27 protein-coding genes are annotated in these 25,680 nt (G+C 58.1%); 16 read left to right on the top strand and 11 right to left on the bottom strand.

Annotation, left to right across the window (positions count from 1 at the left end; all coding sequences use genetic code 11):
* The first annotated feature begins 116 nt into the window (after positions 1 to 116).
* From leuS to holA, 3 genes are read left to right on the top strand one after another with little or no spacing between them, the layout of a single operon-like run.
* On the top strand, positions 117 to 2,753 hold the full coding sequence (gene leuS, locus ACZ5C3_RS00895; RefSeq protein WP_464034563.1) for a leucine--tRNA ligase: 2,637 nt from the start codon (positions 117 to 119) through the stop codon (positions 2,751 to 2,753).
* Positions 2,740 to 3,294, top strand: coding sequence for an LPS assembly lipoprotein LptE (locus ACZ5C3_RS00890; protein WP_464034561.1), 555 nt, complete (start codon positions 2,740 to 2,742; stop codon positions 3,292 to 3,294). The genes leuS and ACZ5C3_RS00890 overlap by 14 nt, the downstream gene beginning before the upstream one ends.
* A gap of 15 nt (positions 3,295 to 3,309) precedes the next feature.
* The gene (holA, locus tag ACZ5C3_RS00885) at positions 3,310 to 4,338 is read left to right on the top strand and encodes a DNA polymerase III subunit delta (RefSeq protein WP_464034559.1); all 1,029 of its coding nucleotides are present in this window, start codon (positions 3,310 to 3,312) and stop codon (positions 4,336 to 4,338) included.
* A 6-nt stretch (positions 4,339 to 4,344) separates the two neighbouring features.
* On the opposite strand, the gene ACZ5C3_RS00880 is transcribed toward holA, so the two are convergent.
* The 7 genes from ACZ5C3_RS00880 to hemJ form a co-directional block, all read right to left on the bottom strand.
* Positions 4,345 to 5,235 carry a ParB/RepB/Spo0J family partition protein gene (locus tag ACZ5C3_RS00880; RefSeq protein ID WP_464034557.1) on the bottom strand — a complete coding sequence of 297 codons (891 nt, stop codon included), beginning with the start codon at positions 5,233 to 5,235 and terminating at the stop codon, positions 4,345 to 4,347.
* A gap of 93 nt (positions 5,236 to 5,328) precedes the next feature.
* Positions 5,329 to 6,171, bottom strand: a complete 843-nt coding sequence (locus tag ACZ5C3_RS00875; protein WP_464038462.1) for a ParA family protein — start codon at positions 6,169 to 6,171, stop codon at positions 5,329 to 5,331.
* A gap of 39 nt (positions 6,172 to 6,210) precedes the next feature.
* Positions 6,211 to 6,876 (bottom strand): 16S rRNA (guanine(527)-N(7))-methyltransferase RsmG, encoded by a 666-nt coding sequence (rsmG, locus tag ACZ5C3_RS00870; RefSeq protein WP_464034556.1) that lies wholly within the window; start codon positions 6,874 to 6,876, stop codon positions 6,211 to 6,213.
* A gap of 11 nt (positions 6,877 to 6,887) precedes the next feature.
* Positions 6,888 to 8,759 carry a tRNA uridine-5-carboxymethylaminomethyl(34) synthesis enzyme MnmG gene (gene mnmG, locus ACZ5C3_RS00865; RefSeq protein WP_464044439.1) on the bottom strand — a complete coding sequence of 624 codons (1,872 nt, stop codon included), beginning with the start codon at positions 8,757 to 8,759 and terminating at the stop codon, positions 6,888 to 6,890.
* A 154-nt stretch (positions 8,760 to 8,913) separates the two neighbouring features.
* On the bottom strand, positions 8,914 to 10,272 hold the full coding sequence (mnmE, locus tag ACZ5C3_RS00860) for a tRNA uridine-5-carboxymethylaminomethyl(34) synthesis GTPase MnmE (protein ID WP_464044438.1): 1,359 nt from the start codon (positions 10,270 to 10,272) through the stop codon (positions 8,914 to 8,916).
* Between the two features lie 212 nt (positions 10,273 to 10,484).
* Positions 10,485 to 11,750 carry a transcription termination factor Rho gene (gene rho, locus ACZ5C3_RS00855; protein ID WP_424628806.1) on the bottom strand — a complete coding sequence of 422 codons (1,266 nt, stop codon included), beginning with the start codon at positions 11,748 to 11,750 and terminating at the stop codon, positions 10,485 to 10,487.
* Between the two features lie 257 nt (positions 11,751 to 12,007).
* Entirely contained in the window at positions 12,008 to 12,430 is a 423-nt protein-coding gene (gene hemJ, locus ACZ5C3_RS00850; RefSeq protein WP_464034554.1) for a protoporphyrinogen oxidase HemJ, read from the bottom strand.
* 523 nt (positions 12,431 to 12,953) lie between these two features.
* Here hemJ and ACZ5C3_RS00845 point away from each other — a divergent pair.
* From ACZ5C3_RS00845 to dnaQ, 4 genes are read left to right on the top strand one after another with little or no spacing between them, the layout of a single operon-like run.
* Positions 12,954 to 13,790, top strand: coding sequence for a pyruvate, water dikinase regulatory protein (locus ACZ5C3_RS00845; RefSeq protein WP_464044437.1), 837 nt, complete (start codon positions 12,954 to 12,956; stop codon positions 13,788 to 13,790).
* 9 nt (positions 13,791 to 13,799) lie between these two features.
* Positions 13,800 to 14,408 (top strand): Maf family nucleotide pyrophosphatase, encoded by a 609-nt coding sequence (locus ACZ5C3_RS00840; RefSeq protein WP_464034552.1) that lies wholly within the window; start codon positions 13,800 to 13,802, stop codon positions 14,406 to 14,408.
* Positions 14,409 to 14,423: 15 nt separating this feature from the next.
* Entirely contained in the window at positions 14,424 to 15,023 is a 600-nt protein-coding gene (gene coaE / locus ACZ5C3_RS00835) for a dephospho-CoA kinase (protein WP_464034550.1), read from the top strand.
* A gap of 23 nt (positions 15,024 to 15,046) precedes the next feature.
* On the top strand, positions 15,047 to 15,754 hold the full coding sequence (dnaQ, locus tag ACZ5C3_RS00830; RefSeq protein WP_464034548.1) for a DNA polymerase III subunit epsilon: 708 nt from the start codon (positions 15,047 to 15,049) through the stop codon (positions 15,752 to 15,754).
* 8 nt (positions 15,755 to 15,762) lie between these two features.
* Here the strand turns inward: dnaQ and secB are convergent, their stop codons facing one another.
* Complete coding sequence (secB, locus tag ACZ5C3_RS00825; protein ID WP_464044436.1) at positions 15,763 to 16,239, bottom strand: protein-export chaperone SecB; 477 nt, start codon at positions 16,237 to 16,239, stop codon at positions 15,763 to 15,765.
* A 419-nt stretch (positions 16,240 to 16,658) separates the two neighbouring features.
* On the opposite strand from secB, the gene ACZ5C3_RS00820 reads away from it, so the two are divergent.
* The 3 genes from ACZ5C3_RS00820 to ACZ5C3_RS00810 are packed head-to-tail and all read left to right on the top strand — an operon-like array spanning position 16,659 to position 19,349.
* The gene (locus ACZ5C3_RS00820) at positions 16,659 to 17,360 is read left to right on the top strand and encodes a Tim44/TimA family putative adaptor protein (RefSeq protein ID WP_464044435.1); all 702 of its coding nucleotides are present in this window, start codon (positions 16,659 to 16,661) and stop codon (positions 17,358 to 17,360) included.
* Positions 17,275 to 18,759 carry a murein transglycosylase A gene (mltA, locus tag ACZ5C3_RS00815; RefSeq protein ID WP_464034546.1) on the top strand — a complete coding sequence of 495 codons (1,485 nt, stop codon included), beginning with the start codon at positions 17,275 to 17,277 and terminating at the stop codon, positions 18,757 to 18,759. The genes ACZ5C3_RS00820 and mltA overlap by 86 nt, the downstream gene beginning before the upstream one ends.
* Positions 18,756 to 19,349 (top strand): Smr/MutS family protein, encoded by a 594-nt coding sequence (locus tag ACZ5C3_RS00810; RefSeq protein ID WP_464034544.1) that lies wholly within the window; start codon positions 18,756 to 18,758, stop codon positions 19,347 to 19,349. Before mltA ends, ACZ5C3_RS00810 begins: the two co-directional genes overlap by 4 nt.
* Before the next feature lie 50 nt (positions 19,350 to 19,399).
* Here ACZ5C3_RS00810 and hslU read toward each other — a convergent pair whose 3' ends face one another.
* The 3 genes from hslU to hslV are packed head-to-tail and all read right to left on the bottom strand — an operon-like array spanning position 19,400 to position 21,737.
* A complete protein-coding gene (gene hslU / locus ACZ5C3_RS00805) occupies positions 19,400 to 20,701 on the bottom strand; it encodes an ATP-dependent protease ATPase subunit HslU (protein WP_464044434.1) in 1,302 nt (433 codons plus the stop codon).
* The gene (locus tag ACZ5C3_RS00800) at positions 20,698 to 21,183 is read right to left on the bottom strand and encodes a GNAT family N-acetyltransferase (protein ID WP_464034540.1); all 486 of its coding nucleotides are present in this window, start codon (positions 21,181 to 21,183) and stop codon (positions 20,698 to 20,700) included. Before ACZ5C3_RS00800 ends, hslU begins: the two co-directional genes overlap by 4 nt.
* Positions 21,183 to 21,737, bottom strand: a complete 555-nt coding sequence (gene hslV / locus ACZ5C3_RS00795) for an ATP-dependent protease subunit HslV (RefSeq protein WP_464044433.1) — start codon at positions 21,735 to 21,737, stop codon at positions 21,183 to 21,185. Before hslV ends, ACZ5C3_RS00800 begins: the two co-directional genes overlap by 1 nt.
* A 181-nt stretch (positions 21,738 to 21,918) precedes the next feature.
* Between hslV and hisB the strand changes: the two genes are divergently transcribed.
* The 6 genes from hisB (at position 21,919) to ACZ5C3_RS00765 (ending at position 25,667) form a co-directional block, all read left to right on the top strand.
* Entirely contained in the window at positions 21,919 to 22,512 is a 594-nt protein-coding gene (gene hisB / locus ACZ5C3_RS00790; RefSeq protein WP_464034537.1) for an imidazoleglycerol-phosphate dehydratase HisB, read from the top strand.
* Between the two features lie 101 nt (positions 22,513 to 22,613).
* Complete coding sequence (locus ACZ5C3_RS00785) at positions 22,614 to 23,108, top strand: DUF2628 domain-containing protein (protein ID WP_464034535.1); 495 nt, start codon at positions 22,614 to 22,616, stop codon at positions 23,106 to 23,108.
* Entirely contained in the window at positions 23,105 to 23,755 is a 651-nt protein-coding gene (gene hisH, locus ACZ5C3_RS00780) for an imidazole glycerol phosphate synthase subunit HisH (RefSeq protein WP_464034533.1), read from the top strand. Before ACZ5C3_RS00785 ends, hisH begins: the two co-directional genes overlap by 4 nt.
* On the top strand, positions 23,752 to 24,492 hold the full coding sequence (gene hisA / locus ACZ5C3_RS00775; RefSeq protein ID WP_464034531.1) for a 1-(5-phosphoribosyl)-5-[(5-phosphoribosylamino)methylideneamino]imidazole-4-carboxamide isomerase: 741 nt from the start codon (positions 23,752 to 23,754) through the stop codon (positions 24,490 to 24,492). Before hisH ends, hisA begins: the two co-directional genes overlap by 4 nt.
* Before the next feature lie 11 nt (positions 24,493 to 24,503).
* Complete coding sequence (gene hisF / locus ACZ5C3_RS00770; RefSeq protein WP_464034530.1) at positions 24,504 to 25,280, top strand: imidazole glycerol phosphate synthase subunit HisF; 777 nt, start codon at positions 24,504 to 24,506, stop codon at positions 25,278 to 25,280.
* Between the two features lie 63 nt (positions 25,281 to 25,343).
* Positions 25,344 to 25,667: a phosphoribosyl-ATP diphosphatase gene (locus ACZ5C3_RS00765; protein WP_464034529.1), complete on the top strand. Its 324-nt coding sequence runs from the start codon at positions 25,344 to 25,346 to the stop codon at positions 25,665 to 25,667.
* The last annotated feature ends 13 nt before the right edge of the window (positions 25,668 to 25,680 follow it).

Genomic DNA, 25,680 nt, shown 5'->3' with positions numbered 1-25,680 from the left:
TTTGCTAGTGTCCTTCTGAATCCGAAGTTCGCTACGGGATGCGCTGCATAATGAGGCGAACTTCGGATTCAGGACACTAGTCTGCCGCTTTCCATCCTCTGGCAGACGATCCATCCATGAGCACCGAACGCTATAACGCCCGCGAAACCGAACCGCGCTGGCAGCGCCTTTGGGAGGAGCGGGGGATTTTCTCCACCCGCAACGACAACCCGAAGCCGAAATATTACGTGCTCGAGATGTTCCCGTATCCTTCCGGGCGCATCCATATGGGTCACGTCCGCAATTACACCATGGGTGACGTGGTGGCGCGCTACATGCGCGCCAAAGGCCACAACGTGCTGCATCCGATGGGGTGGGATGCGTTCGGCATGCCGGCGGAAAACGCCGCGATGCAGAACAAGACGCATCCGGCGAAGTGGACCTACGAAAACATCGCCACCATGAAAAAACAGCTCAAGTCGATGGGGCTGTCGCTGGACTGGAGCCGTGAGATCGCAACCTGCGATCCGAGCTACTACAAGCACCAGCAGCGAATGTTTCTCGATTTCCTGAAAGCAGGGCTGGTCGAGCGCAAGCAATCGAAAGTGAACTGGGACCCTGTGGACCAGACGGTGCTCGCCAACGAGCAGGTGATCGACGGGCGCGGCTGGCGCTCAGGCGCGCTGGTTGAGCAGCGAGAACTCACCCAGTGGTTCTTCAAGATCAGCAAATATTCGGACGAGCTGCTCACTGCGCTCGACACGTTGGACCGCTGGCCCGACAAGGTGCGCCTCATGCAACGCAACTGGATCGGGCGTTCGGAAGGGCTGCTCATTCGCTTTGCACTGGACACACAGACGACTCCGGCAGGAGAGGGCGAGGTCGAGGTTTTCACAACACGCCCCGACACGCTGTTCGGCGCCAAGTTCGTCGCCTTGTCGCCGGATCATCCGCTTGCGGCTGAGGCCGCAAAGAAAAATCCCGCACTGGCAGCTTTCATCGAGGAATGCCGTCACACCGGCACCGCGCAGGCAGAAATTGACACCGCGGAAAAGAAGGGCTTCGACACAGGTATCAAAGCCGTCCACCCACTCGATCCCACGTGGCAGTTGCCGGTGTACGTCGCGAATTTCGTTCTGATGGATTACGGCACGGGCGCAATCTTCGGCTGCCCAGCGCATGACCAGCGCGACCTGGATTTCGTCAACAAATATGGTCTCGGCAATACGCCGGTGGTGTGTCCTGAGGGACAGGATCCCGCAAGCTTTGTCATTACAGACACCGCCTATGACGGCGATGGCCGCATGATCAATTCGCGCTTCCTCGATGGCATGACCATTGCTGAAGCGAAGGAAGAAGTTGCCAAGCGGCTCGAAATCGCAACTTTTGGCAATCGTGCCGTGGCGCAACGTCAGGTCAATTTCCGCCTGCGTGACTGGGGGATCTCACGTCAGCGCTATTGGGGCTGCCCGATTCCGATCATTCATTGCGAGACGTGCGGCGTCGTGCCCGTGCCGATCAAAGATCTGCCGGTACAGTTGCCGGACGACATTGAATTCGATCGCCCCGGCAATCCGCTCGACCGCCACACCAAATGGAAGACCGTTTCCTGTCCGCAGTGCGGCAACGCGCATGCGCGGCGCGAGACGGACACCATGGATACCTTCGTCGACTCATCCTGGTATTTCGCGCGCTTCACCGATCCATGGAACGAGAACTCGCCAACCACACGTGATGTGGTCGACCGTATGATGCCTGTCGATCAGTACATCGGCGGTGTTGAGCATGCGATTCTGCATCTGCTCTACAGCCGTTTCTTCACCCGCGCGATGAAGGCGACGGGACATATCGGCATGGATGAGCCGTTCGCCGGCATGTTCACGCAGGGCATGGTGGTGCATGAGACCTACAAGAAACAGGACGGCACGTTCGCATCGCCCGCAGAGATCAAGATTGAGGGCGACGGCAAGACGCGCCGGGGATCGCTGTTGACGACGGGCGAACCCATCGAGATCGGCTCGATCGAGAAGATGTCGAAATCGAAGCGCAACACTGTCGATCCTGATGACATCATCGGCACCTATGGCGCGGATACCGCGCGCTGGTTCATGCTGTCGGACTCGCCGCCGGATCGCGATGTGATCTGGAGCGAGGAGGGCGTTCAGGGCGCCAGCCGGTTCGTCCAACGTATCTGGCGCCTCGTGAACACCGCGGCTCCGCATCTGCCCCCGCCGGGCACGCCGCTGATCGACCTCAACAATGAAAGCGTGCTCATCCTGCGGCGAGCAGCCCACCGTACCCTTGCGGAGGTGTCCAACGCCATTGAACGGCTGCGTTTCAACACAGCTATCGCCAAGCTCTATACGTTCGTCGGCGTTCTGGCGGACATCGTCGATGGACCGGCAAAACTGATCGAGACCAATGCCGCCATGGCAGCCGCGACCCGGGAAGCTTTCGACATCCTGTTGCGGTTGATTTCGCCGATGATGCCGCATCTGGCCGAGCAGTGCTGGCAGACCCTGGGACACCAGGGCCTGATTTCGGAGGCGGAGTGGCCGGAAATTGAGGCCGATTTGCTCGTTGAGGACACAATTACGCTGCCCGTGCAGGTTAATGGCAAGAAGCGCGCGGATGTCACGGTCGCCCGAAATGCCGCGAATCCGGAAATTGAGGCTGCCGTTTTGGCCCTTGATACGGTAAAATCGGCATTGGACGGGAAATCCCCGCGCAAAGTGATCATCGTTCCGCAGAGGATCGTGAATGTCGTGGTTTGATAAGCGCATCGCTGCCCGGCTGGCAGTCGTGGCAGCCTTGGCTGCTGCGGTGGCTGGCTGTTTTCAGCCGATGTATGCGGAACGCGGGCTGAATGGTGAACCGGCGCTGCGCGAGAAGCTTCAGGGCGTCGAACTCCCTCCGATGAACCTGCCGAACGGAACGCGCGAAGCGCGTCTCGGTGTTCTGATCCGCAACGAGCTCGCGTTCAACATGTACGGCGCCGCGGTCGGAGGACCTCCGACCCACCGCCTGATCATCCGGATCACCACGTCACGTACATCAGTCATCGTCGATCCCAACACGGCGCGGCCGGATCTCGAGAACTACGGAATCGACGCGACCTATGAACTCAAGGACAACGCGACCGACAAGACGGTGCTGACCGGAACCACCTTCGCGCGCGTCTCGTACGACATCCCGGGACAAGCCCAGCGCTTTGCCCGATCGCGCGCACTGCGTGATGCAGAGGACCGCGCGTCCAAGACCATTGCCGACAACATCAGTCAGCGTCTGGCGTCTTTCTTCGTCGCCGGCACGTAACGGATTTGGACATTCGTGGTCGCTCTCCGCGGCAAGGAAATCGATACCTATCTCGCCCGGCCTGATCCGGCGCGTCCGATCGTCCTGCTTTATGGCCCCGACACAGGCCTGGTTCACGAACGCGCCAATGCCTTGATGGCTTTGGCGGTTGACGATCCAAACGATCCATTCGCCTTGGTGAAAATTGACGGCGATGAACTCGCCGCCGAACCGTCACGCCTCGTCGATGAAGCGATGACGGTGCCGCTGTTCGGAGGGCGACGCGCCATCCGCGTCCGCGCCGGTTCGCGCAGTTTTGCCAGCGGCGTCGAAACGCTGACTGAGATGCCGGTCAAGGATTGCCTTATCGTGATCGAGGCGGGCGAGCTGCGTCCCGACGCACCGCTCCGCAAAACGTGCGAACGTGCCAAATCGGCGGTTGCCATCGCGTGTTATGCAGACACCGAACGCGATCTGGCACGATTGATCGATGACGAACTGCGAGTCTCAGATCTCAGAATCGCGCCTGATGCGCGCGCTGCTCTGACCTCGCTGCTTGGCGGCGACCGGCAGGCCTCGCGAAATGAAATTCGCAAGCTCACACTCTATGCCCATGGCCAACGTGAGATCACGCTCGAGGATGTTGTGGCGATTGTCACCGATGCGTCGGGTCTCGCGCTCGATCCCATTGTCGACAATGCCTTCGCGGGCCGCGCCGCGGATGTGGAAATGTCGTTTGCAAAAGCAATGGCAGCCGGAATTTATCCCGGCATGATCATCATGTCCGCACAACGACAGGCGGCACAGTTGCACAAGGCCCGGCTTTCCGTCGAGGAAGGCCGCAGCGAGCTGGATGCGCTGGAGAGTGGCTTTCCTCGCCTGCATTTTTCGCGAAAGGCACTGGTCGAGACGGCCTTGCGAAATACCAACAGCGAGCGGTTGGTCAAAGTCATTGCTCAACTCGCTGACGCCGCATTCGACATGCGCAAGCAATCATCGCTGGCCGAAGTGATCGCCCAGCGCGCCTTGCTTGCGGTCGCCGTCAATGCACGGCGTCGCGGCTAGAATGATTTAGTGTCCCGCTTCAAGGCGGCGAAGAACTTCGTCGAGCTGATCAAGATCTTTATACTTGATCGTCACGACGCCGCCGGGCTCGCGGTGGTCGACACTCACTTTCAGACCAATAACGTCACTGACGCGCTTCTCAAGAGCGAGCGTATCGGCGTCCTTCGCAGTTGAGCCGCTGCTGCTGCGAGCCTTCTGCGGCTTACGTTCGGGCACACCTTCATCGTGCGCCAAGGCTTCCGTCTGACGCACGGTGAGCCCCTCTTCCACGATTCGCTTTGCAGCAGCCGATGCGTCCGGAACATTGATCAGCGCGCGCGCATGACCCGCCGAGATTTTCCCGTCGGCAATGTAGGCCTGCACATCCGCCGGAAGTTTGGTCAGGCGCATCATATTCGCAACATGACTGCGGCTCTTGCCAACGATCTTGGCGATGTCCTCCTGGCTGCGTTTGAACTCGGCAGCGAGCGCGTGATAGCCTTGCGCCTCTTCCATCGCGTTGAGATCGGAGCGCTGCACGTTTTCGATAATCGCTATCTCAAGCGCGTCACTGTCATTGACATCGACAGTCACGATCGGAACGTCGTGCAGACCAGCACGCTGCGATGCTCGCCAGCGACGTTCACCCGCGATAATTTCGAAACGATCCTGCGCACCCTTCACCGGCCGTACTACGATCGGCTGAATGACACCGTGCTGCTTGATCGAAGCTGACAGTTCACTGAGCTCTTCGTCGGAAAACGTCCGCCGCGGATTGCGCGGATTGGCTTTCAGGAATTCAATCGGCACACGACGCGGGGTACGGGCCGGACGCTCGACGTGAGCCGCCTCGCCGCCAACATCACCGATTAGACTTGCAAGACCGCGACCCAATCGCGAACGCGCCTCGTCGGCCATCGCCTGCTCCCTTGCACTCAACTCACGCACTCCCGCTTCACACAATTTTATTGTGACGGCGATTCACACCGCCGTCTGTTTTTTGAGGTCAGCTCAGTGCGTACGCAATTCCCGCTCGCGCTGAATCACTTCAGTCGCGAGCTTGAGATAAGCTTCACTTCCGACACACTTGAGATCGTACACCAACACCGGCTTGCCGTAGGACGGCGCTTCCGAAATGCGGACGTTACGCGGGATCATCGTGTCGTAAACCTTGCTGCCCATGAACTGACGCACATCGGCGACAACTTGATTTGAGAGGTTGTTGCGCGAATCGAACATCGTCAGAACGATGCCGTGAATGGTCAGTCCGGGGTTCAGAGTCGAACGCACCTGTTCGACGGTCTGCAGCAGTTGCGACAAACCTTCGAGTGCAAAGAACTCGCACTGCAGCGGGACGAGGATCGCATGCGACGCCGCCATGGCATTGACGGTGATCAAATTGAGCGACGGCGGGCAATCGATCAGCACGTACGTGTAAGCAGATTCGGCTTCGATGCCGATGTTCAGTTCGGCAATTGCATCGCGGAGACGAAACGCGCGACCGTGTGTTGTTCCCAGTTCAAGCTCAAGACCCGAGAGGTCCATCGTGGAAGCAGCGATGTGAAGTCGTGGGACCGCGGTCGGAATGATCGCTTCGCGCAACTTGGCCTCACCCACCAGAACGTCGTAGGTGGAGCAATTGCGATTGCGGCGATCGATGCCCAGTCCGGTCGAGGCATTACCCTGAGGATCGAGATCAACGATCAGCACGCGTTCGCCGATAGCCGCGAGCGCTGTGCCTAGGTTGATCGCAGTAGTTGTTTTGCCGACGCCGCCCTTCTGGTTGGCTAGAGCGAGGATACGTGGGCGGCCCGGTGTGCCTTCTGGCGCGTCGCCCTGAAAAACCCCATTCATATCAATCATTTGCGTGGCCATATCTCTTGAACGGACGATTTATCGGCGCTCGATGGTCTCAAGCTCGACGATCCAGCCTTGTCCGCCTGTTCGGCTGGGATGTAGGTGTGGGTTGATATTCCAGTATTTAGTGGCTTCAGTCAATTCTGACTCTACATCTTGTCCCTTCAGAAACAGTGCTTTCGCGCCATTCCTCATGAGGGGTTCAACGTAGTCCAAGAGCATATGTAGAGGAGCGAGTGCACGGGCGGTGACGCAATCCACCGGCGTACTCAAACTATCCACATAATCCCCGATATCAGCCGGATGAATCGTGCCAGCTGCGTTGGTGATTCGCAGAGCCTCGCGCAGAAATGCGGCCTTCTTTGCGTTCCGCTCGACGAGATGGACCGTAGCACCCTCATGCTCAGCCATCGCGCAAGCCAACACGACGCCGGGAAAGCCACCGCCACTGCCGAGATCGACCCACGTCCGGGCCTTGGGTGCCAGAGCGAGGAGTTGAAGGGAATCGGATACATGCCGGGTCCAAAGAGTCGGGAGCGTGGACGGCGCTATAAGATTGGTCTTTGCCTGCCACTCCACCAGCAGATCGACATAGCGATCGAGCCGCTCCTCCGTTTCACGTGAAACAGGCGTCAGCGCTAAAGCAGCGGCCTTATCTCCAGACGAAATCGACGGGAGCTGGATAGAAGATGATTTGGCCATGGGCCCTACCCTCAGGCCGAGGCTGCAGGTGTGCGGCGCGCTTCGCGGCGCAGATACGCTGCGAGGATGGCCAAAGCTGCTGGCGTCATAGCTTCAATGCGAGCCGCATGGCCAATCGTCCGGGGGCGGATGCTTTCGAGCTTGTGGCGCGCTTCGTTCGAGAGCCCCGGCACGGCGCTGTAATCTACATCAGTCAGAACCAGGCCTTCATCGCGCCGAAAGGCTTCCACATCAGCCGCCTGCCGGGACAGATAGACATCGTATTTGGCATCGATCTCCAGATGGGTCGCGATGCCCGGATCGATCTCGTTAAGCTGAGGCCAAATCTTAGTGACTTCGGCCCAACCAATCTCCGGATAAGCCAGCAACTCGAAAGCTGAGCGACGCTGACCGTCGCGGTTGAGTGCAAGGCCATACTTCGCAGCTTCATTGGGCGTCACCGACAGAGACTTCGCCAGAGACTTCGCCTCGCCGAGTGCGGAGATCTTCGCAGCATGAAAACCCGCCCGCTCCGCACCAACGCATCCCAAGGTAATGCCACGATCGGTCAGACGTTGATCGGCGTTGTCTGCCCGCAGGGTCAAACGGTACTCCGCCCGCGACGTAAACATCCGATACGGCTCGGTGATGCCGCGGGATGTCAGATCGTCGATCATGACGCCCAGATAGCCATGAGCCCGGTCAAATACGACGGGCTGACCACCGCCGGCCAGCAAAGCCGCGTTCAGACCAGCCACCAGGCCCTGAGCAGCCGCCTCTTCATATCCGGTCGTGCCATTGATCTGCCCAGCCAGGAACAATCCCGGCACCCGCTTGGTCTGTAGCGTTGGGTTCAATTCCCGCGGATCAACGTGATCGTATTCGATGGCGTAGCCCGGGCGGACCATTTTGACCTGCTCCAGCCCTGGAATCGTGGCCAAGATCGCTAGCTGGACCTCTTCAGGCAAAGAAGTCGAGATCCCATTGGGGTAGACAGTCGTATCGTCGAGCCCTTCCGGCTCCAGAAAGATCTGATGGCCGTCCCGATCGCCAAACCGGACGATCTTGTCCTCGATCGAAGGACAATACCGTGGACCCGTGCTCTTGATCTGCCCGGAATACATCGGTGATCGGTGCACATTGGCCCGAATGATCTCATGGGTCGCATCGGTCGTGCGGGTAATCCCGCATTCGATCTGAGGGGTCGTAATTTGAGCGGTCAGGACCGAAAACGGCTCAATCGGATCGTCTCCGGGCTGCATTTCCACCGCGGACCAGTTGATCGTTGAACCATCGAGCCGGGGCGGAGTCCCTGTCTTCAGGCGGCCCAGGGTAAACCCGACAGCCTCGAAAGACTTTGACAGTCCCATCGCTGGCGCCTCGCCGACCCGCCCGGCCGGCCAATTCCGCTCTCCCAGGTGAATCAAACCCCGCAGGAACGTCCCCGTGGTGACGACAATCGCGGCTGTGGCGAGTTCCCGACCATCGCCAAGGCGAAGTCCGCAGATTCGACCATCAGTGAGAAGAAACTCGTCCGCCTCGCCCTCAATCACGGAAAGATTGGGAGTCTGGCGGACTTCCGCCTGCATAGCCGCAGCGTAAAGCTTCCGATCAATCTGAGCCCGCGGACCGCGGACCGCCGGACCCTTCCGGCGGTTCAAAACCCGGAACTGAATGCCGCCCTGGTCCGCCATACGACCCATTAAGCCGTCCAGGGCATCGATTTCACGAACGAGGTGCCCTTTTCCAAGGCCCCCGATCGCCGGATTGCAGGACATGGCGCCGACAGTTGCGAATTGATGGGTCACAAGGGCCGTCTTGGCGCCCATGCGCGCGGAAGCAGCCGCGGCTTCACAGCCGGCGTGGCCTCCCCCGATCACGATGACATCGAATGAATTTTGCATGATTGATCGGTGTTCTATCGCGCAACTGTAAAAGCTCAAAGTCAGAACTACTGACCGAGCCGTTTCACGTGAAACAAAGTGAAGGGTCCGGGAGATGTTTCACGTGAAACACCCCATCAGATGCTCCCACCTTGTTTCACGTGAAACAGCGAGCTTACTTGCCAATGCAAAAGTCCCGAAAGATCGAATCGAGGATGTCTTCAACGTCTACCCGCCCGGTCAGACGCCCTAACGAGTGAATCGCTATTCGAAGTTCCTCGGCAATCAACTCGGGTTCTTCCCTCATACGAAAAGCCCGACCCAAGGCGTCCGCCGCGTCCTGAAGGAGCGTCCGATGACGTGCTCGGGTGATCAGCGAAACCTCATCGTCAAAGTGAGAAGAGGCAAACTGGACCAGCCGGTCCGTCAGTTCGGAAAGGCCCCGCCCGTTCTTGGCCGAGATTGAAAAGACCGGCTGCTCAGCTGGGGTGATCATTGCGCCGCTCATCACATCGTCGAGTTTATTGCGGATGGTCCAAACGCGATCCGGATCATTCGCAACCGCTTCGTCCCGCTCTGTCGCTTTCGATCCGACGTCCCCTTCAGCCGTGCGGCCATCAACGAGCCAGAAAATCAAATCAGCGTCGGCAGCCCGCGCTCGGGCGCGTCGTATTCCCTCCTGCTCGATCGGATCCAACGTGTCGTGGATGCCAGCGGTATCGATCAGGGTTACGGAATAGCCATCGAGATCAAGATGCACTTCGATGATATCGCGCGTGGTCCCAGCATGTGGTGAAACGATCGCAACATCGCGCCGGGCCAGCGCATTCATCAGGGTCGACTTGCCAACATTGGGAGCGCCCGCAATTGCCACAACGAGCCCGTCGCGTAGACGCTCGCTCCGCCCGCCTACGGCCAATACGCCCTCGATCTCGCCGAGCAGACGATTCACCCTCTCCTTCGCTGGTCCGATGAGATCGTCAGGCACGTCACCCTCGTCGGAGAAATCGATCGCCGCTTCAACCATCGCCGACGCCTTGATGATCTGCTCCCGCCAGTCACGCGCGTGGTTGCCGAGTAGTCCCTTCAATTGACGAAGCGCCTGGCGCCGCTGTCGATCGGTGTCGGCGTGGATCAGGTCGTCGAGGCCCTCAGCCTCAGTGAGATCGAGCTTGCCATTTTCAAATGCGCGGCGTGTGAATTCGCCGGGTTCGGCAGGTCGCAATCCTTCAATTTTTCCGAGCGCCTCGAACATTGCCGCAATGACGGCGCGGCCGCCGTGGACTTGAAACTCGGCGACGTCTTCGCCCGTCACGCTGCGCGGTCCCGGAAACCACAGCACCACGCCCTCATCAATCGACTCATGATTCGCGTTTCGCAATGTTGCGAGGTGAGCGACCCGAGGTGCGGGAATTTTTCCGCAGAGGCTTTCGACCGCCACACGCGCCTGTGGTCCGGATAAGCGAATAACGGCAATCGCCGTTGGCGCGCGGCCAGACGATAAAGCGAAGATGGTTTGGCTGGGAGAAAGCATTGCGCTTATTTGTCGAAGCGACAGTCGGTGCGCAATCAAAATCCAATCAGAGGATTAAGTCTAAAATTGTGCGATGCAATATCGTTGCACAATGGGTGCAGCATTGAAATTGCTGCGCTGCATATAATTGATATCAGCGTTGCTGCTGCGGCAGGTTTTGACCACGGGCCGCGGACCGGACTCGAAATAAGTCCGGTCCGCGATCGCGTGGATCAGGTGTTCATGGACTCGAAGAATTCCGAGTTGTTCTTGGTATTGCGGAGCTTGTCCAAGAGGAAGTCGATGGCGTCCATGGTGCCCATCGGATTGAGGATGCGGCGAAGGACGTACATCTTCTTGAGCAACTGCGGATCGGTGATGAGCTCTTCCTTGCGGGTGCCCGAGCGTGAAATATCGATCGCTGGGAACGTGCGCTTGTCCGAGACCTTGCGATCAAGAATGAGTTCGGAGTTACCCGTGCCCTTGAACTCTTCGAAAATCACTTCGTCCATGCGGCTGCCCGTATCGACCAGTGCAGTCGCAATAATTGTCAGCGAACCGCCCTCCTCGATGTTACGCGCCGCACCGAAGAAACGCTTCGGACGTTGAAGCGCGTTCGCGTCAACACCGCCGGTCAACACCTTGCCGGATGACGGCACGACTGTGTTGTAGGCGCGGCCAAGACGCGTGATCGAATCGAGCAGGATGACGACGTCGCGTCCGTGTTCGACGAGACGCTTGGCCTTCTCGATCACCATCTCGGCGACCTGAACGTGGCGCACCGCAGGTTCATCAAACGTCGATGAAACCACCTCACCCTTCACTGAACGCTGCATGTCGGTGACTTCTTCCGGACGCTCATCGATCAGAAGAACGATGAGATAGCATTCCGGATGATTGGCCGTAATCGCGTGCGCAATGTTCTGCATCAGCACGGTCTTACCCGTGCGCGGCGGCGCAACGATAAGTGCGCGCTGGCCTTTACCAATAGGCGCTACGATATCGATGACCCGGGTCGACAAATCCTTGCGCGTCGGATCATCGAGCTCGAGCTTGAACCGTTGATCGGGAAACAGCGGCGTCAGGTTGTCGAAATTGACCTTGTGCTTCGACTTCTCCGGATCTTCGAAATTCAGCGTGTTGACCTTCAACAGCGCAAAGTAACGCTCGCCCTCTTTCGGGCTGCGGATGTGACCCTCAATCGTGTCACCGGTGCGAAGACCGAAACGGCGAATCTGCGACGGCGAAACATAGATATCGTCCGGGCCAGGGAGGTAATTCGCGTCCCATGACCGCAAGAAGCCGAAGCCGTCGGCGAGAACCTCGACAACACCCTCACCGATAATGTCGGTTTCCTGGATAGCGAGTTGTTTGAGAATGGCGAACATCAGCTCCTGCTTGCGCATGGTGCTGGCATTTTCGACCCCGAGTTCTTCGGCGAATGAGACAAGCTCCGCCGGGGTTTTTGCTTTGAGGTCTTGTAGTTTGATTTCCCGCATTGGGATCGTCCTGTGGAGAGAAACAGAGAGGGGAAGGAGCAAGAGAAGGTTCAGTTTGCTGACGACATACGGACAACAAAAACGACGAGAAGTCCGCAGGTCTTGAGCAAGGAAGGTGCCGGGAGGCTTCGAACCTGATGCGGCGTCCGGTCCAACAATAAAACCGCGACTCTACCGCATCCGCCTGCGTTCGGTGGGATGGGACAAATATAGAAAATAGGCCGCTGGGACGCAAGACGATCATCGGCCGGCGAGGATTAAAACGGCTTCACAATCACCAAAATCACGATCGCAATCATGAGGACCGTAGGTACTTCATTGATTATACGGTAAAATTTCTGATTTCGGGTATTTTTATCAGCGGCAAAATCCCGCACGCGTGCGCTCAGAAAGCCATGGACGGCCGACATCGCCAACACCAGTGCAAATTTAGCGTGAAACCAGCCCGCCTTGTACCAATGACCCTGCCAGACCAGCCACAGGCCGGCGAGCCAGGTGACGATCATGGCCGGATTGATGATCGCCTTCAGCAGCCGCCGTTCCATGATCTTGAACGTCTCGGACTGCTTGGAGCCGATCTCAGCTTCACAATGATAAACAAACAGCCGCGGCAGATAGAGCATACCGGCCATCCAGGATATGACCGCAATCACATGGAGTGCCTTGATCCATTCATACATTGCGAAGTGCTCTTGCCTGCTTTGCCAAGCTAGAAATGTCGACACGCGGTTTGGGCAAATGGCTGGCGGAACCAATCCGACCCAGAAGACGTTGAGCACCAATGGGTGACCTCATGCAAGGTCTATCCGCAGGGCACAACTTCCTTAATGAATCTTTTAGATTCTTAAGTTTGAGTCTAAGTGACCGTGATTAGTGTCCGCGCAATTCGATCCTCCTCTTATTCCGCAATCATCCACATGCGGCGACTTTATGCCCGCAGTTGATTTGAGAAACGGTCCAGCGAAAAAGTGGATTGTTTCAATGCCTTGCCCTGCTCTGTCCGCCATTAATCCAAGACAAATCCACATAAGCTCGCTACCATAAATGTTACTGTCTGATTTCATCCCGAAATCACGGCTGTGAATGAAATATCGCGTTATCCCGGGCGCGCCTTCGCGCGGTCCGATCGAGGTCGAAGTCCCCACAGGGATTCACAGCGATTCACAATGGGAGCGACGGCGTCAAAGCGGGAATCGAGTTGATATGGTGCCCACCACCGGGAGTTATTTTCATCTCCATATGATCTCCGATTCGACCGGAGAAACGCTGATCACCGTCGCGCGCGCCGTCACCGCGCAATATTCCAACGTCTCCCCGGTGGAGCACGTCTATCCGCTGATCCGCAGCCAGAAGCAGCTTGATCGCGTCCTCGCAGAGATCGAGGAAGCGCCCGGCATCGTTCTCTTCACCCTCCTGGAAAAGGATCTTGTGGAGCGGCTCGAAGCGAAGTGTCAGGAAATCAATATTCCCAGCCTGTCGATCATTGGTCCGGTGATGCAGTTGTTTCAGGCTTACCTCGGCACTGAGACCTCGCGCCGGGTCGGTGCCCAGCACACACTTAATGCTGAGTATTTCAAACGTATCGATGCGCTGAATTATTCGATGATGCATGACGATGGGCAGCACGTCGAAGGCCTGGAGGAGGCTGACGTCGTTCTTGTCGGTGTGTCGCGAACCTCAAAAACACCAACTTCTATTTATCTTGCCAATCGTGGGGTCCGGACAGCCAATGTCCCATTGGTGCCCGGCATTCCTATCCCGCATCAGCTCGAGACATTAAAGAAGCCGCTTGTTGTCAGCCTGCATGCGACGCCCGAGCGCTTGATCCAGATTCGTCAAAACCGGTTGCTCGGGATCGGCGCGAAAACAGGCGATGATTCCTATATCGATCGCCAGTCGGTGACGGATGAGGTTGCGTTTTCCCGCAAGCTTAGCGCCAAATACGACTGGCCATTGCTGGATGTTACGCGTCGCTCGATCGAGGAGACTGCTGCCGCCGTGATGAAGCTGCTTGCCGATCGTCAGCGTCAGAAGAACTGATGGATAATCATGTCGATCTGGCTTGAACAAAAACCGCTCGTTCTGGCGTCTCAAAGTGCAGCACGCCGCATGCTGCTCGCGAATGCCGGGCTGTCGATTGCCTGCATCCCGGCAGATATCGACGAGCGCGGAACTCAGCAATCGTCCGGTCTGAAGGATCCTGGTAAAATTGCCGCTCTGCTGGCTACCGAGAAAGCCAGGCACGTATCGGCAAAAACCAAAGATCAGTATGTTGTCGGCGCTGACCAGACATTGGCGCTTGGCGATCGGTTTTTCAGCAAGCCCGTGAACTCCGCTGCAGCTATTGAACAGATCTGCATACTTTCGGGAAACGTTCATGAACTCCACAGTGCTGTGAGTGTCGTGAAGAATGGCGAGCTTTTGTTCTCGCATGTGAGCGTCGCGCGCATGACCATGCGTTCTTTGACGAACGATCAGATCGCTGAATACGTCGAGCTAACAGGTGATGCCGTGACCAAGAGCGTGGGTGCCTATCAGCTCGAGGGTGTCGGTGTGAATTTGTTTGATCGCATCGATGGCGATCATTTCACGATTCTAGGACTACCGCTGCTGCCGTTACTTGCCTTTCTTCGGAGCAAGAACCTGCTGGCTGTCTAATTTAGAGAGTTCTTGATGTTGCTGCTTGGTTTGACCGGATCGATTGGGATGGGGAAATCCACCACGGCAAAGCTGTTTGAAGAAGCCGGGGTGCCTGTCTACGACGCTGATGCAACCGTCCATAAAATCTATGAAGGTGAGGCCGTCCCCGCGGTCGAGGCCGCGTTTCCAGGCAGCACCGCGAACGGCAAAGTCGATCGGCAAAAGCTATCCGCCATGGTCGTGAACAACGCCGAGGCTATGAAGCGACTTGAAGGCATTGTGCATCCGATGTTGCGCAGCCATCAGCAGAAATTCCTGAGCGATGCGGAAAAAGCCGGAGCCCCGGTAGCGGTGCTGGATGTGCCGTTGCTGTTTGAAACGGGCGGGGAAAAGCGGGTCGATGCGGTGGTCGTGGTAACGACCGCGCCTGAAATTCAGCGGGAGCGAATTCTCGCGCGAGAAAACATGACCCCGGACAAGCTGGACGCAATCCTGGCTCGCCAGTTGCCTGACGGGGAAAAGCGGAAGCGGGCGGACTTCGTGGTGGATACGTCACACGGACTGGACCCGGTCAGGCTGCGAATTCGTGAAATCCTTGATCAGGTTGTTAAAATGCCGCAACGGCGAAGCTGATTCGAAATTGGTCCAAATAGATCATGCGTGAAATCGTTCTCGATACCGAAACCACAGGCCTCGATCCGCTGCGCGGCGATCGCCTCGTTGAAATCGGCTGTGTTGAGATGGTCAACCACATGCCGACCGGACAGACGTTTCACGTCTATATTAATCCCGAGCGAGACATGCCGCAGGAGGCCTTTGCGGTGCATGGCCTTTCGAGCGAGTTTCTCGCAGACAAGCCGCTTTTTGCCGCTGTCGTCCAGGAATTTCTCGATTTCATTGGCGAAGCGCCGTTGGTGATTCACAACGCGTCGTTCGACATCGGCTTCATCAACGCGGAACTGGATCGGGTGTCACGCGCCGCCATTCCACGTGAGCGTCTCGTCGACACCCTCACACTGGCGCGCCGCAAGCATCCCGGCGTGTCAAACCGGCTGGATGACCTGTGTTCGCGCTATTCGATCGACAATTCCCGCCGAACGAAACACGGCGCTCTGCTCGACGCCGAACTTTTGGCTGAAGTCTATATCGACCTGATCGGGGCCCGGCAGTCGCAATTCATTCTTGCGGAAACGCGAGTGTCTTTCACCGTCGGCCAGGTCGATACTCCGCGCCGGCAACGGGATGTGCCGCTCGCCCCCCGCGTCACCGAAGACGACATTGCCGCACACGCTGCGTTTATTACAACGCTGGGTGGCGGCAATCCGATTTGGAACGAGTATTTAAAAGAGGCGGCGCCCGAATAGGCTAGTCGTTAGCTCGGCCGGATCTGTTCGGCCTGGCGGGACATGTTCTGGCGATAGAGGCCAACAAAGTCCACCGGATCCAGCATCATGGGCGGGAAGCCGCCGTTCCGCACCGACGACGCGACGATTTCGCGCGCGAAGGGGAACAGGAGCCGCGGGCACTCGATCATGATCAGCGGGTGCAGATTTTCCTGATCCACGTTCAGCACGCGGAAGACACCGGCGTAAATGAGTTCGAAGCCGAACAGGAGTGCGCCTTCGGCCTCTGCCTTACCCTCGATGGCAAGGGCCACCTCGTAGTCGTTCTCGGCGAGAGCCTTAGCAGTGACGTTGATCTGGATGTTGATCGCCGGCTGTGTCTCCCGCGGAGCAAGCGAATTCGGCGAATTTGGATTTTCGAATGACAGATCCTTGACGTATTGGGCCAGGACGTTGAGTTGGGGCGGAGCCGCATTCTCGAGAGGTGCGCCGTTGCCATTGGTCATGATAATTCTCCGAGAGCGGTGAAAGCGGATCGCCTCGACAGGCCCCCGCCAGGAACGGAAGACAAGAACGGAAGATTTGATCCGCCGACCAGACGCCCTTCGATCGTGTCTTGAAAGCGGCAACGTCTCCCTTGTCGGGGCGAGTGGCTATCATAGGCTTGCCGCATTCGACAAGGATGATCGATCCGAAACTGGGCCACCAAGGTTGGCCGGGGCCGCCGGATCGGCTAAAATCCCTCTGAATTACCGCGATAAGTTGCCCTTAACCTAGCTTTTGGGCTTCCCCGAAAGCGCGGCATATGGCGGTGTTGGCTTGACCCGATTTCGTGCCTACATGGTATTGGCAGAGCCCGATGTTCCTTCCGTCGCTCGGAAGGTCCAAAGTGGCGCTCCGGCACCGATCAGAAAGTGAACGCGACGTGGACATTTACACCATCATTTTTCTGGCTCTGGCCGTCTTCATCTTTCTGCGGCTGCGCAACGTTCTGGGACAACGCACCGGTGACGAACGCCCGCCTTATGATCGGGCTGCCCGTGATGTGCTGCGTGGCGCCCCGGATAACGTGGTGCCAATGCCGGGCAAGGTTCTCGATCAAGCCCCCATTGCTCCATCGGAAGAAGAGACGCCAGCGCAGGACCGCTGGAAAGGAATCGCAGAAACCGGATCTGCGCTCGCTAAGGGACTTGATCAGATCGTTGCCACCGATGCGTCGTTCGACGCCCGTCACTTCATTTCGGGCGCGAAGAGTGCCTATGAAATGATCGTGCTGGCATTTGCAAATGGCGATCGTCGTGCACTAAAGGATCTGCTTTCGTCTGAGGTTTACGAAGGTTTCGACGCCGCGATAAAGGAACGTGAGCAGCGCGGCGAAAAAGTCGAGACCCGCTTTGCGTCAATCGACAAGGCCGACATTGTCGGCGCGGAAATGCGCGATCGCTCGGCGCAGGTTACGGTTCGCTTCGTGTCTCAGATGATCTCGGCGACGCGCGACAAGGCTGGCACCGTTGTGGATGGCAACCCGGAGAAGCTCACCGATGTCACAGATATCTGGACATTCGCCCGTGACATCTCCTCGCGTGATCCAAACTGGAAATTGGTTGGGACGGAAAGCGGGCAGTAAGAAGACATCCGCGCCTATCGCGCGGATTTCTTATGCCTATTCCTGGCTATACGCTGCCGCCGTCGTAAGTCTGCCCTTCGTTGCGGATGCGAAGCCTGTTCGCCATCACGCCGCGCAATCCGAATACCATCACCGTTACCACGGTCCCGTTCTTTGGCCGCTCGAAATTCCGGGTGGCCAATATGCCCCGCTCAAATGGAGCGAAGTCAGCGGATGGGCTGACGATGATCCGCTACCGGCCTTCAAAACCTTCCGCGCAAGCTGCAAGCCGATTGTCGCACAAACCGTTCCACCAACTGAGATCAAGGCACTCGGCAACTCACTGCTTGAACCGTGCAAATTGGCGCGCGCAACGACGATTTCCGACACCACTAAAGCTCGCGAATTTTTCGAGCAACAATTTATCCCGCTGCAGATCTCCCGCATCGGCGAAGATGCGGGCTTTGTGACGGGCTACTATGAGCCGATTGTCGATGGCTCGCGTGTCCAAACCGAGGTCTATAACGTCCCTGTTTATCGCCGTCCTTCGAATCTGTTTGTGCGCGGATTTTCGCAAGACTCCACGAGTTTGCCGAACAAAGGCCAGGTGTTCCGAAAGATCGGCCGCCGCAAGCTGGTGCCTTACTACGATCGTGGGGAGATCGAGGATGGTGCTATCGCCGGCCGCGGCCTGGAAGTGGTCTGGTTAAAGAGCCAGACCGATCTATTGTTCATTCAGATCCAGGGATCAGCCCGTATCCATCTGGAAGACGGATCGATGGTGCGTATCAACTACGAAGCGCATAATGGTTATCCCTATACACCGGTCGGCCGGGTTCTGATTGACCGCAATATCGTGCCAAAAGACCAAATGTCGATGCAGCGCATTCGCGAGTACATGGACCAGAATCCCGACGCCGCAAAAGAACTGCGCCGGCAGAATCGGTCGTATGTTTTCTTCCGCGAGGTTGCGTTGTCGAAAGATGACGAAGCGGTTGGTGCTCAAGGTGTGCCATTGACGGCTGGCCGGTCGATTGCTGTCGATAAATCATTGCACGTCTACGGCACACCGTTCTTCATTTCCGGTAAGCTGCCGATCGAATCCGATGCGCCGAACACGCCGTTTCATCGTCTGATGGTCGCGCAGGATACGGGATCGGCGATCATCGGACCGGCGAGAGCGGATCTCTACTTTGGTGCCGGCGCTGAAGCTGGCCGCATTGCAGGCCGGCTGAAAAATCCGGCAAACTTCGTGATGCTGCTGCCGAAGAGTCTTGATCCAAGCGCGCGTGGCAAGACCGTGCCGTTGCCCGAGGCGCGGCCGAAAGCTGTATCGGCAAGTGCCCTGGAGGCGGAAGCAAAATCCGATGCGCCGCCGCAGCGCGCACGGCACCACCGTCGGTATCGCTCCCGCCAATGAAGAAGAAACGGCCACCCGTCCTTACCGCACCTTCACCACTTCGCCGCAAACGAACGTTGAGCGGCGAGGAGGCTGCATTGTGGGAACACGTGGCTAAACAAATCAAACCACTCCGGAAGAGGCCCCGGATGGTAGCAGTCTCCGCAGAAATTGTGGCTGAAACAGCCGAGGTCGCACAAGCTCCGCGAATGTCAAAACCGATCGCAGCAGTGCCGGCAAAAGTGGTCACGCCTCCCGCGGCTCCGCCGCCGCTAGCGCCGATCGGGCGCCGTGAGCGCTCACAATTGTCGCGCGGTCGAAAAGACATCGATGCGCGGCTTGATCTTCACGGCATGACGCAGACAAGGGCGCATCGCGCGTTGCTGAACTTCCTGCACCATGCCCATGCCAACGGCATGACGTTCGTGCTTGTAATCACCGGGAAGGGGCGAACGACAGGCCCCGAATCGGAGCGCGGAATTCTTCGCCGCCATGTGCCGCAATGGCTTGGCCTGCCGGAATTCCGCCACCTCGTCGTCGGCTTCGAGGAAGCCCATATCGGTCATGGCGGTGAGGGCGCGCTTTACGTCCGCGTACGTCGGACAAGGTGACGTAATCGCAGCGTCGCTGCGCACGACGGCGTCACCCTGTCGCTTCTGACTTACAGAATAAACCGGCTGAGATCGGCGTTCTTGGCGAGATCGCCAACATGCTTCGTCACGTAGTCGGCATCGATGCGGATAGTCTCGCCGTTGCGGTCAGGGGCGACGAATGAAATTTCATCCAGCACTCGTTCCATCACGGTTTGCAGCCGCCGCGCTCCGATATTTTCGATGGTGGAGTTGACTGCGACTGCGACGTCGGCGAGCGCGTCAATCGCATCATCCGTGATCTCAAGCGTAACGCCTTCGGTTTGCATCAGCGCTACATATTGCTTGATCAGGGAGGCCTCCGGCTCGGTGAGGATCCTGCGCAAATCGTCCCGCGTCAGCGCCTGCAACTCGACGCGGATTGGCAGGCGCCCCTGCAATTCCGGCAGCAGATCGGACGGTTTGGCGATGTGGAAGGCGCCGGACGCAATGAACAAGATATGGTCTGTTTTTACGGCGCCATGCTTTGTGGAAACCGTAGTGCCTTCAATCAGGGGTAACAGATCGCGCTGTACACCTTCGCGGGAGACGTCACCGGCGCGCGCGCCATCACGCACGCAAATCTTGTCGATTTCATCCAGAAAGACGATGCCGTTGTTCTCAACCGCCTGGATGGCCTCCTGCGTCAACTGATCGTTGTCAAGCAGCTTGTCGCTTTCCTCATTGACGAGCACTTCATGTGAATCCGTCACGGAGAGACGGCGCGTCTTGGTGCGGCCACCCATCTTGCCGAAGATATCGCCGATCGAGATCGCGCCGACTTGTGCGCCGGGCATGCCGGGAATCTCGAACATTGGGGTGCCACCGGAGGACTGCGTTTCGATTTCGATTTCCTTGTCGTTGAGTTCTCCGGCACGCAGTTTCCTACGAAACGAATCGCGGGTGGATGCGCTGGCGTTGGCGCCAACGAGCGCATCCAGCACGCGTTCTTCGGCGGCGAGCTGCGCCTTGGCCTGAACGTCCTTGCGCTTGCGTTCGCGGGTCTGGAGAATCGCAACCTCGACGAGATCGCGGATCATCTGTTCGACGTCGCGACCCACGTAACCGACTTCTGTGAACTTCGTGGCTTCGACCTTGATGAAGGGAGCACCCGCGAGTTTGGCGAGCCGCCGGGCAATCTCGGTTTTGCCGACGCCGGTCGGGCCGATCATCAAAATATTCTTCGGCAGCACTTCCTCGCGCAAAGACCCGGTCAGTTGCTGCCGGCGCCAGCGGTTGCGCAGAGCAATTGATACCGCGCGCTTGGCGTCAGCCTGGCCGACGATGAAGCGGTCGAGTTCGGAAACGATTTCGCGAGGAGAAAAGTCAGTCATGGATTGCGTACCATCAGAAGTGCGGGCCCGTCGGGCGTATCGACAATGTTGCTACGGCGAAAGCCGGCTTTTTCATAGGCTCTAATTGCGCGTGCGTTGGTGGGATCGGGATCAATCACGACGCGTGGCGTCCCTTGCGCAAACAGTTGCTCAGTGAATTCGCGGATGAGGGCGGAGCCATGGCCACGGTCAAGCATGTTCGCTTCACCGACAAACTGGTCAAGGCCACGCGTGCCTTGGGGATGGGAACCAAAACCGGTATTCCACGCGCTCAGATTGTAGCACTGCAAATACGCGAACCGCTTTCCATCACACGCGACAATGAATTGCGCCATATCAGGATGACCAAGATCTCCGCTTACCAGTTCAAACTCGTCAGCCCCGTCCCACCACTGCGCAACATGAGGCATGCTCAGCCAGCGCTTGATCAACGGCAGGTCGTCCGCCGTCATTGGTTCAAACTGATAGCGCGCAGCCTGCATCAGCCGGTTGTCAGCGTTTCGATCGTCAAGTTGCGATTGGTGTAGACGCAAATATCAGCGGCGATATCGAGCGAGCGCCGCACGATGGTTTCGGCATCCTTGTCCGAATCCGCCAGCGCGCGCGCAGCCGCCAGGGCATAGTTACCGCCGGAGCCGATCGCCATCACACCGTGCTCGGGTTCCAGAACGTCACCTGTGCCGGTCAGTACCAGGGAGACATCCTTGTCAGCGACAATCATCATGGCCTCCAGGCGGCGCAGATAGCGGTCTGTCCGCCAATCCTTCGCCAGCTCGACTGCCGCGCGGGTCAGTTGCCCCGGATACTGCTCAAGCTTGTTTTCGAGGCGCTCGAACAGCGTGAAGGCGTCCGCCGTGGCACCGGCGAAACCGCCGATAACGTCGCCCTTGCCGAGCTTCCGAACCTTTTTTGCGTTGGATTTGATGACCGTCTGGCCGATGGAAACCTGTCCGTCACCGCCGATAACCACTTTGCCGCCCTTGCGGACCGTTAGAATGGTGGTGCCGTGCCAGAGTTCCGCCTGTGATGCTTGCATGTAAAACCTCATTGACCGGCCTGATCTAGGCGTTCGCGGCGGCCCTTGCAATCGGCCAGCTTGCCCGCGATTCGGTCACCATATTTGAAATATCAGACAAAAATCGCCTGATACTGCAGTAGCGAAGGTGTCACGTGCCTGTTAAAAGGACGCACTTTCAGGCTCCGGAGAGCACTTTCCCATGCGCACGGCCACCATCAAGCGCAAAACCAAGGAAACCGACATCCAGGTGTCGGTCAATCTGGACGGCACCGGCGTGTCCGATGTCGCGACCGGCATTGGTTTCTTTGACCATATGCTCGACCTTCTCGCGCGGCACTCGCGCATCGATATCACCGTCAAGGCCGACGGTGACCTGCATGTCGATTATCACCACACCACAGAAGATGTCGGGATTGCACTCGGGCAGGCTGTGAAACAGGCCCTCGGCACCATGGCTGGCATCACGCGTTATGCGGGTATTCACATGCCGATGGACGAGACGTTGACGCGTGTCGTGATCGATATCTCCGGGCGGCCGGTTCTGGTGTTTAAGGCAGACTTTCCGCGCGACAAGATCGGCGAATTCGACACCGAGCTGGTCCGGGAGTGGTTCAACGCGTTTGCAATGAATGCGGGCGTGACACTACATGTCGAAACGCTGTACGGCGACAATAGCCATCACATCGCGGAGTCTTGCTTCAAGGGGTTGGCGCGGGCACTCCGGACTGCTGTTGCGATCGACCCGCGGGCCGCGGGCGAGGTGCCGTCCACCAAGGGACAACTTGGCGGTTGATCTGTCGGCGCATGCTGGGCATGTGCGGACGTCTCTTTTTAAACGACAAGAAAAGCACGATCTGTGTGGATCGCTGCACGGGTAAAGGTTTGGAGTAGGTTATGGCGGTTTACACAGTTCACGCACCGGCGAGTTACGGTGTTGACGTGCGCACCACATCCGACCGGCTCGTGTTCGTGCGCGACGGCTTCTACTTTTGGGCATTCGTCCTCTCGTTTTTCTGGCTGATCTGGCACCGCCTGTGGCTGGCGCTTTTCGGCTATGTGGTGATCTCGATTGCGTCGAGCATCGTGCTTCGCTCGTTCGGTCTTGATTTCGGTGCACGTGCTTTCGTCGCTGTGATCATTGCCCTGCTGATTGGCTTGGAGGCGGGGTCGTTGCGGCGATGGAAGTTGTCGCGCCGCAAGTGGCGGCAGCTCGATGTGGTTGTGGCCAAAAACGAGGAAGAGGCCGAGCGTCGTTTCTTCGATCGCTGGACTGAACATTCCATGCGTGACGACCGCGGCAATGGACCTCTGCACCCAATGCCGCACGCGTCTCTGACATCCAAGCAAGACGTCATCGGATTGTTTCCGGAGCCCGGAGTTTCACGGTGAGCGTTGCGATTATCGACTACGGCTCAGGTAATTTGCATTCGGCGGCGAAGGCGTTCGAGCGCGCCGCACGCGCCATGGAGAATCCTGAGAAAGTCGTCGTCACGCGCGATCCCGATGTGGTGTTTCGCGCGGATCGCGTGGTGTTGCCCGGCGTCGGCGCCTTCGCGGATTGTCGCAAAGGTCTCGATTCGCTCGACGGCATGGTCGATGCCATGACTGAAGTCGTGCGCGACAAGGCGCGGCCGTTCTTCGGCATTTGTGTCGGCATGCAGCTGATGGCGACGCAGGGCAAGGAATACGTTACGACGCCGGGACTGAACTGGGTTTCTGGCGACGTGGAAAAGATTTCGCCGCGCGAGGAAAATCTCAAGATTCCACATATGGGCTGGAATACGCTCAACCTTCTGCGCGAGCATCCAGTGCTGGAGCGGTTGCCGCTCGGCGACAAAGGACGTCATGCTTATTTCGTCCATTCCTACCATTTGAATGCGAAAAATGAGGTCGATGTCGTGGCCCGTGCCGACTACGGCGGACCGATCACAGCGATTGTCGCCAAGGACACTGCCATTGGCACCCAATTTCACCCGGAGAAGAGCCAGCGCTTCGGCCTTGCTTTGATCTCGAACTTTCTCAAGTGGAAGCCGTGATTCTTTTTCCAGCGATTGATCTCAAGAACGGCCAGTGCGTGCGCCTCGAACAGGGCGACATGGCGCGCGCCACCGTCTTCAATCTCGATCCAGCCGCGCAGGCAAAAACGTTCGAGACACAGGGTTTCGAGTATCTTCATGTCGTCGATCTGGATGGGGCATTTGCCGGTAAGCCGATGAATGCCCAGGCCGTCGAAGCGATGCTGAAGATCGTGAAGATGCCCGTTCAGCTTGGTGGCGGCATTCGCGATCTTGCGACCGTGGAGGCGTGGCTTAGCAAAGGCATCTCACGCGTCATCATCGGAACCGCAGCGGTACGTGATCCGGCGCTGGTCCGTGAGGCCGCGAAGAAGTTTCCAGGGAAGGTCGCAGTTGGCCTCGACGCACGTGATGGCAAGGTTGCGGTCGAAGGCTGGGCGGAAACATCGACCGTTACGGTTCTGGAAATTGCGCGCCAGTTTGAGGATGCCGGCGTTGCAGCGATTATTTTCACCGACATCGCGCGCGACGGTTTGCTCAAAGGTCTCAATCTCGATGTGACCATCGCTTTGGCCGATGCGATTTCGATTCCGGTGATTGCGTCGGGTGGCCTCGCTTCGATCGAAGACGTGAAGGCTTTGCTGACACCACGCGCCAAAAAGCTTGAGGGCGCTATCTCCGGACGCGCGCTTTATGATGGCCGTATCGATCCAGCCGAGGCATTGACGTTGATACGCAATGCCCGGGCCGCGGCATAAAGGGCGGCATCATGTTTAAGGTTCGTGTCATTCCCTGTCTCGATGTCAAAGACGGCCGTGTGGTCAAGGGGATTAACTTCGTCGACCTGCGCGACGCCGGCGATCCGGTTGAAGCGGCGATTGCCTATGACGCCGCGGGCGCGGATGAGCTTTGCTTCCTCGATATCAATGCGACTCACGAAAACCGCGGCACGATGCTGGATGTCGTCCGGCGGACGGCAGAAGCCTGCTTCATGCCGCTGACAGTCGGCGGTGGTGTTCGGACTGTGGACGATGTTCGCACGCTCCTGAACTACGGAGCTGACAAGGTCTCGATCAATTCCGCCGCAGTCAGCCGCCGAGAATTCGTCAAGGAAGCCGCTGAAAAGTTCGGCGATCAGTGCATCGTCGTCGCCATTGACGCGAAAAGCGTCAAACGCGCAGGCGGGTCGGAGCGCTGGGAAATCTTCACCCATGGCGGACGCAAAGCCACCGGCATCGATGCCATCGAATACGCACAGGAAGTGGTATCGCTGGGAGCAGGTGAGATCCTGCTGACCTCGATGGACCGCGATGGCACTCGGCAGGGCTTCGATATCCCATTGACCCGCGCCATTGCGGATAGCGTCAAAGTACCGGTCATCGCATCCGGCGGGGTCGGCAACCTCGATCATCTGGTTGCGGGCATCCGCGAAGGCCATGCGACCGCTGTGCTGGCTGCGTCCATTTTTCATTTTGGTGAGTTCAGCATTCGCGAAGCCAAGGACCATATGGTCCGTTCCGGGCTGCCAATGCGGCTGGATCCCTAAAAGGCTAGTTCGATCAGCACTTTGTGCTCCCTACCGAGGTGTGGAAGTGATAGAAAGCGCGTCATGACCAGTTTCACGATCCATGATCTTGCGACCATCATCGACACCCGCGCAGCCTCGGGTGGCGAGGCATCGTATACGCGAAAGCTCCTGGATAAGGGGGCGGAGCACTGCGCCAAGAAGTTCGGTGAAGAAGCGATCGAGACGGTCATTGCTGCTGTCGAAGACGACCGGGCGCACCTGATCGCTGAAAGCGCCGATCTCGTCTTCCACTGGCTGGTGCTGCTGAAGGCGCGCGGCATTACGTTGACTGAAGTCGAAGCTGCACTTGCGCAGCGCACGCAGATGTCGGGACTTGAGGAAAAAGCTGCGCGCAAGCGCGATTAACGTCATCGTCGGC

This window comes from Afipia dichlorophenoxyacetatis (genome assembly GCF_055386385.1).
Note: the sequence above shows the minus strand (reverse complement) of the source record. Positions and strands in the feature narration are given on the sequence as shown.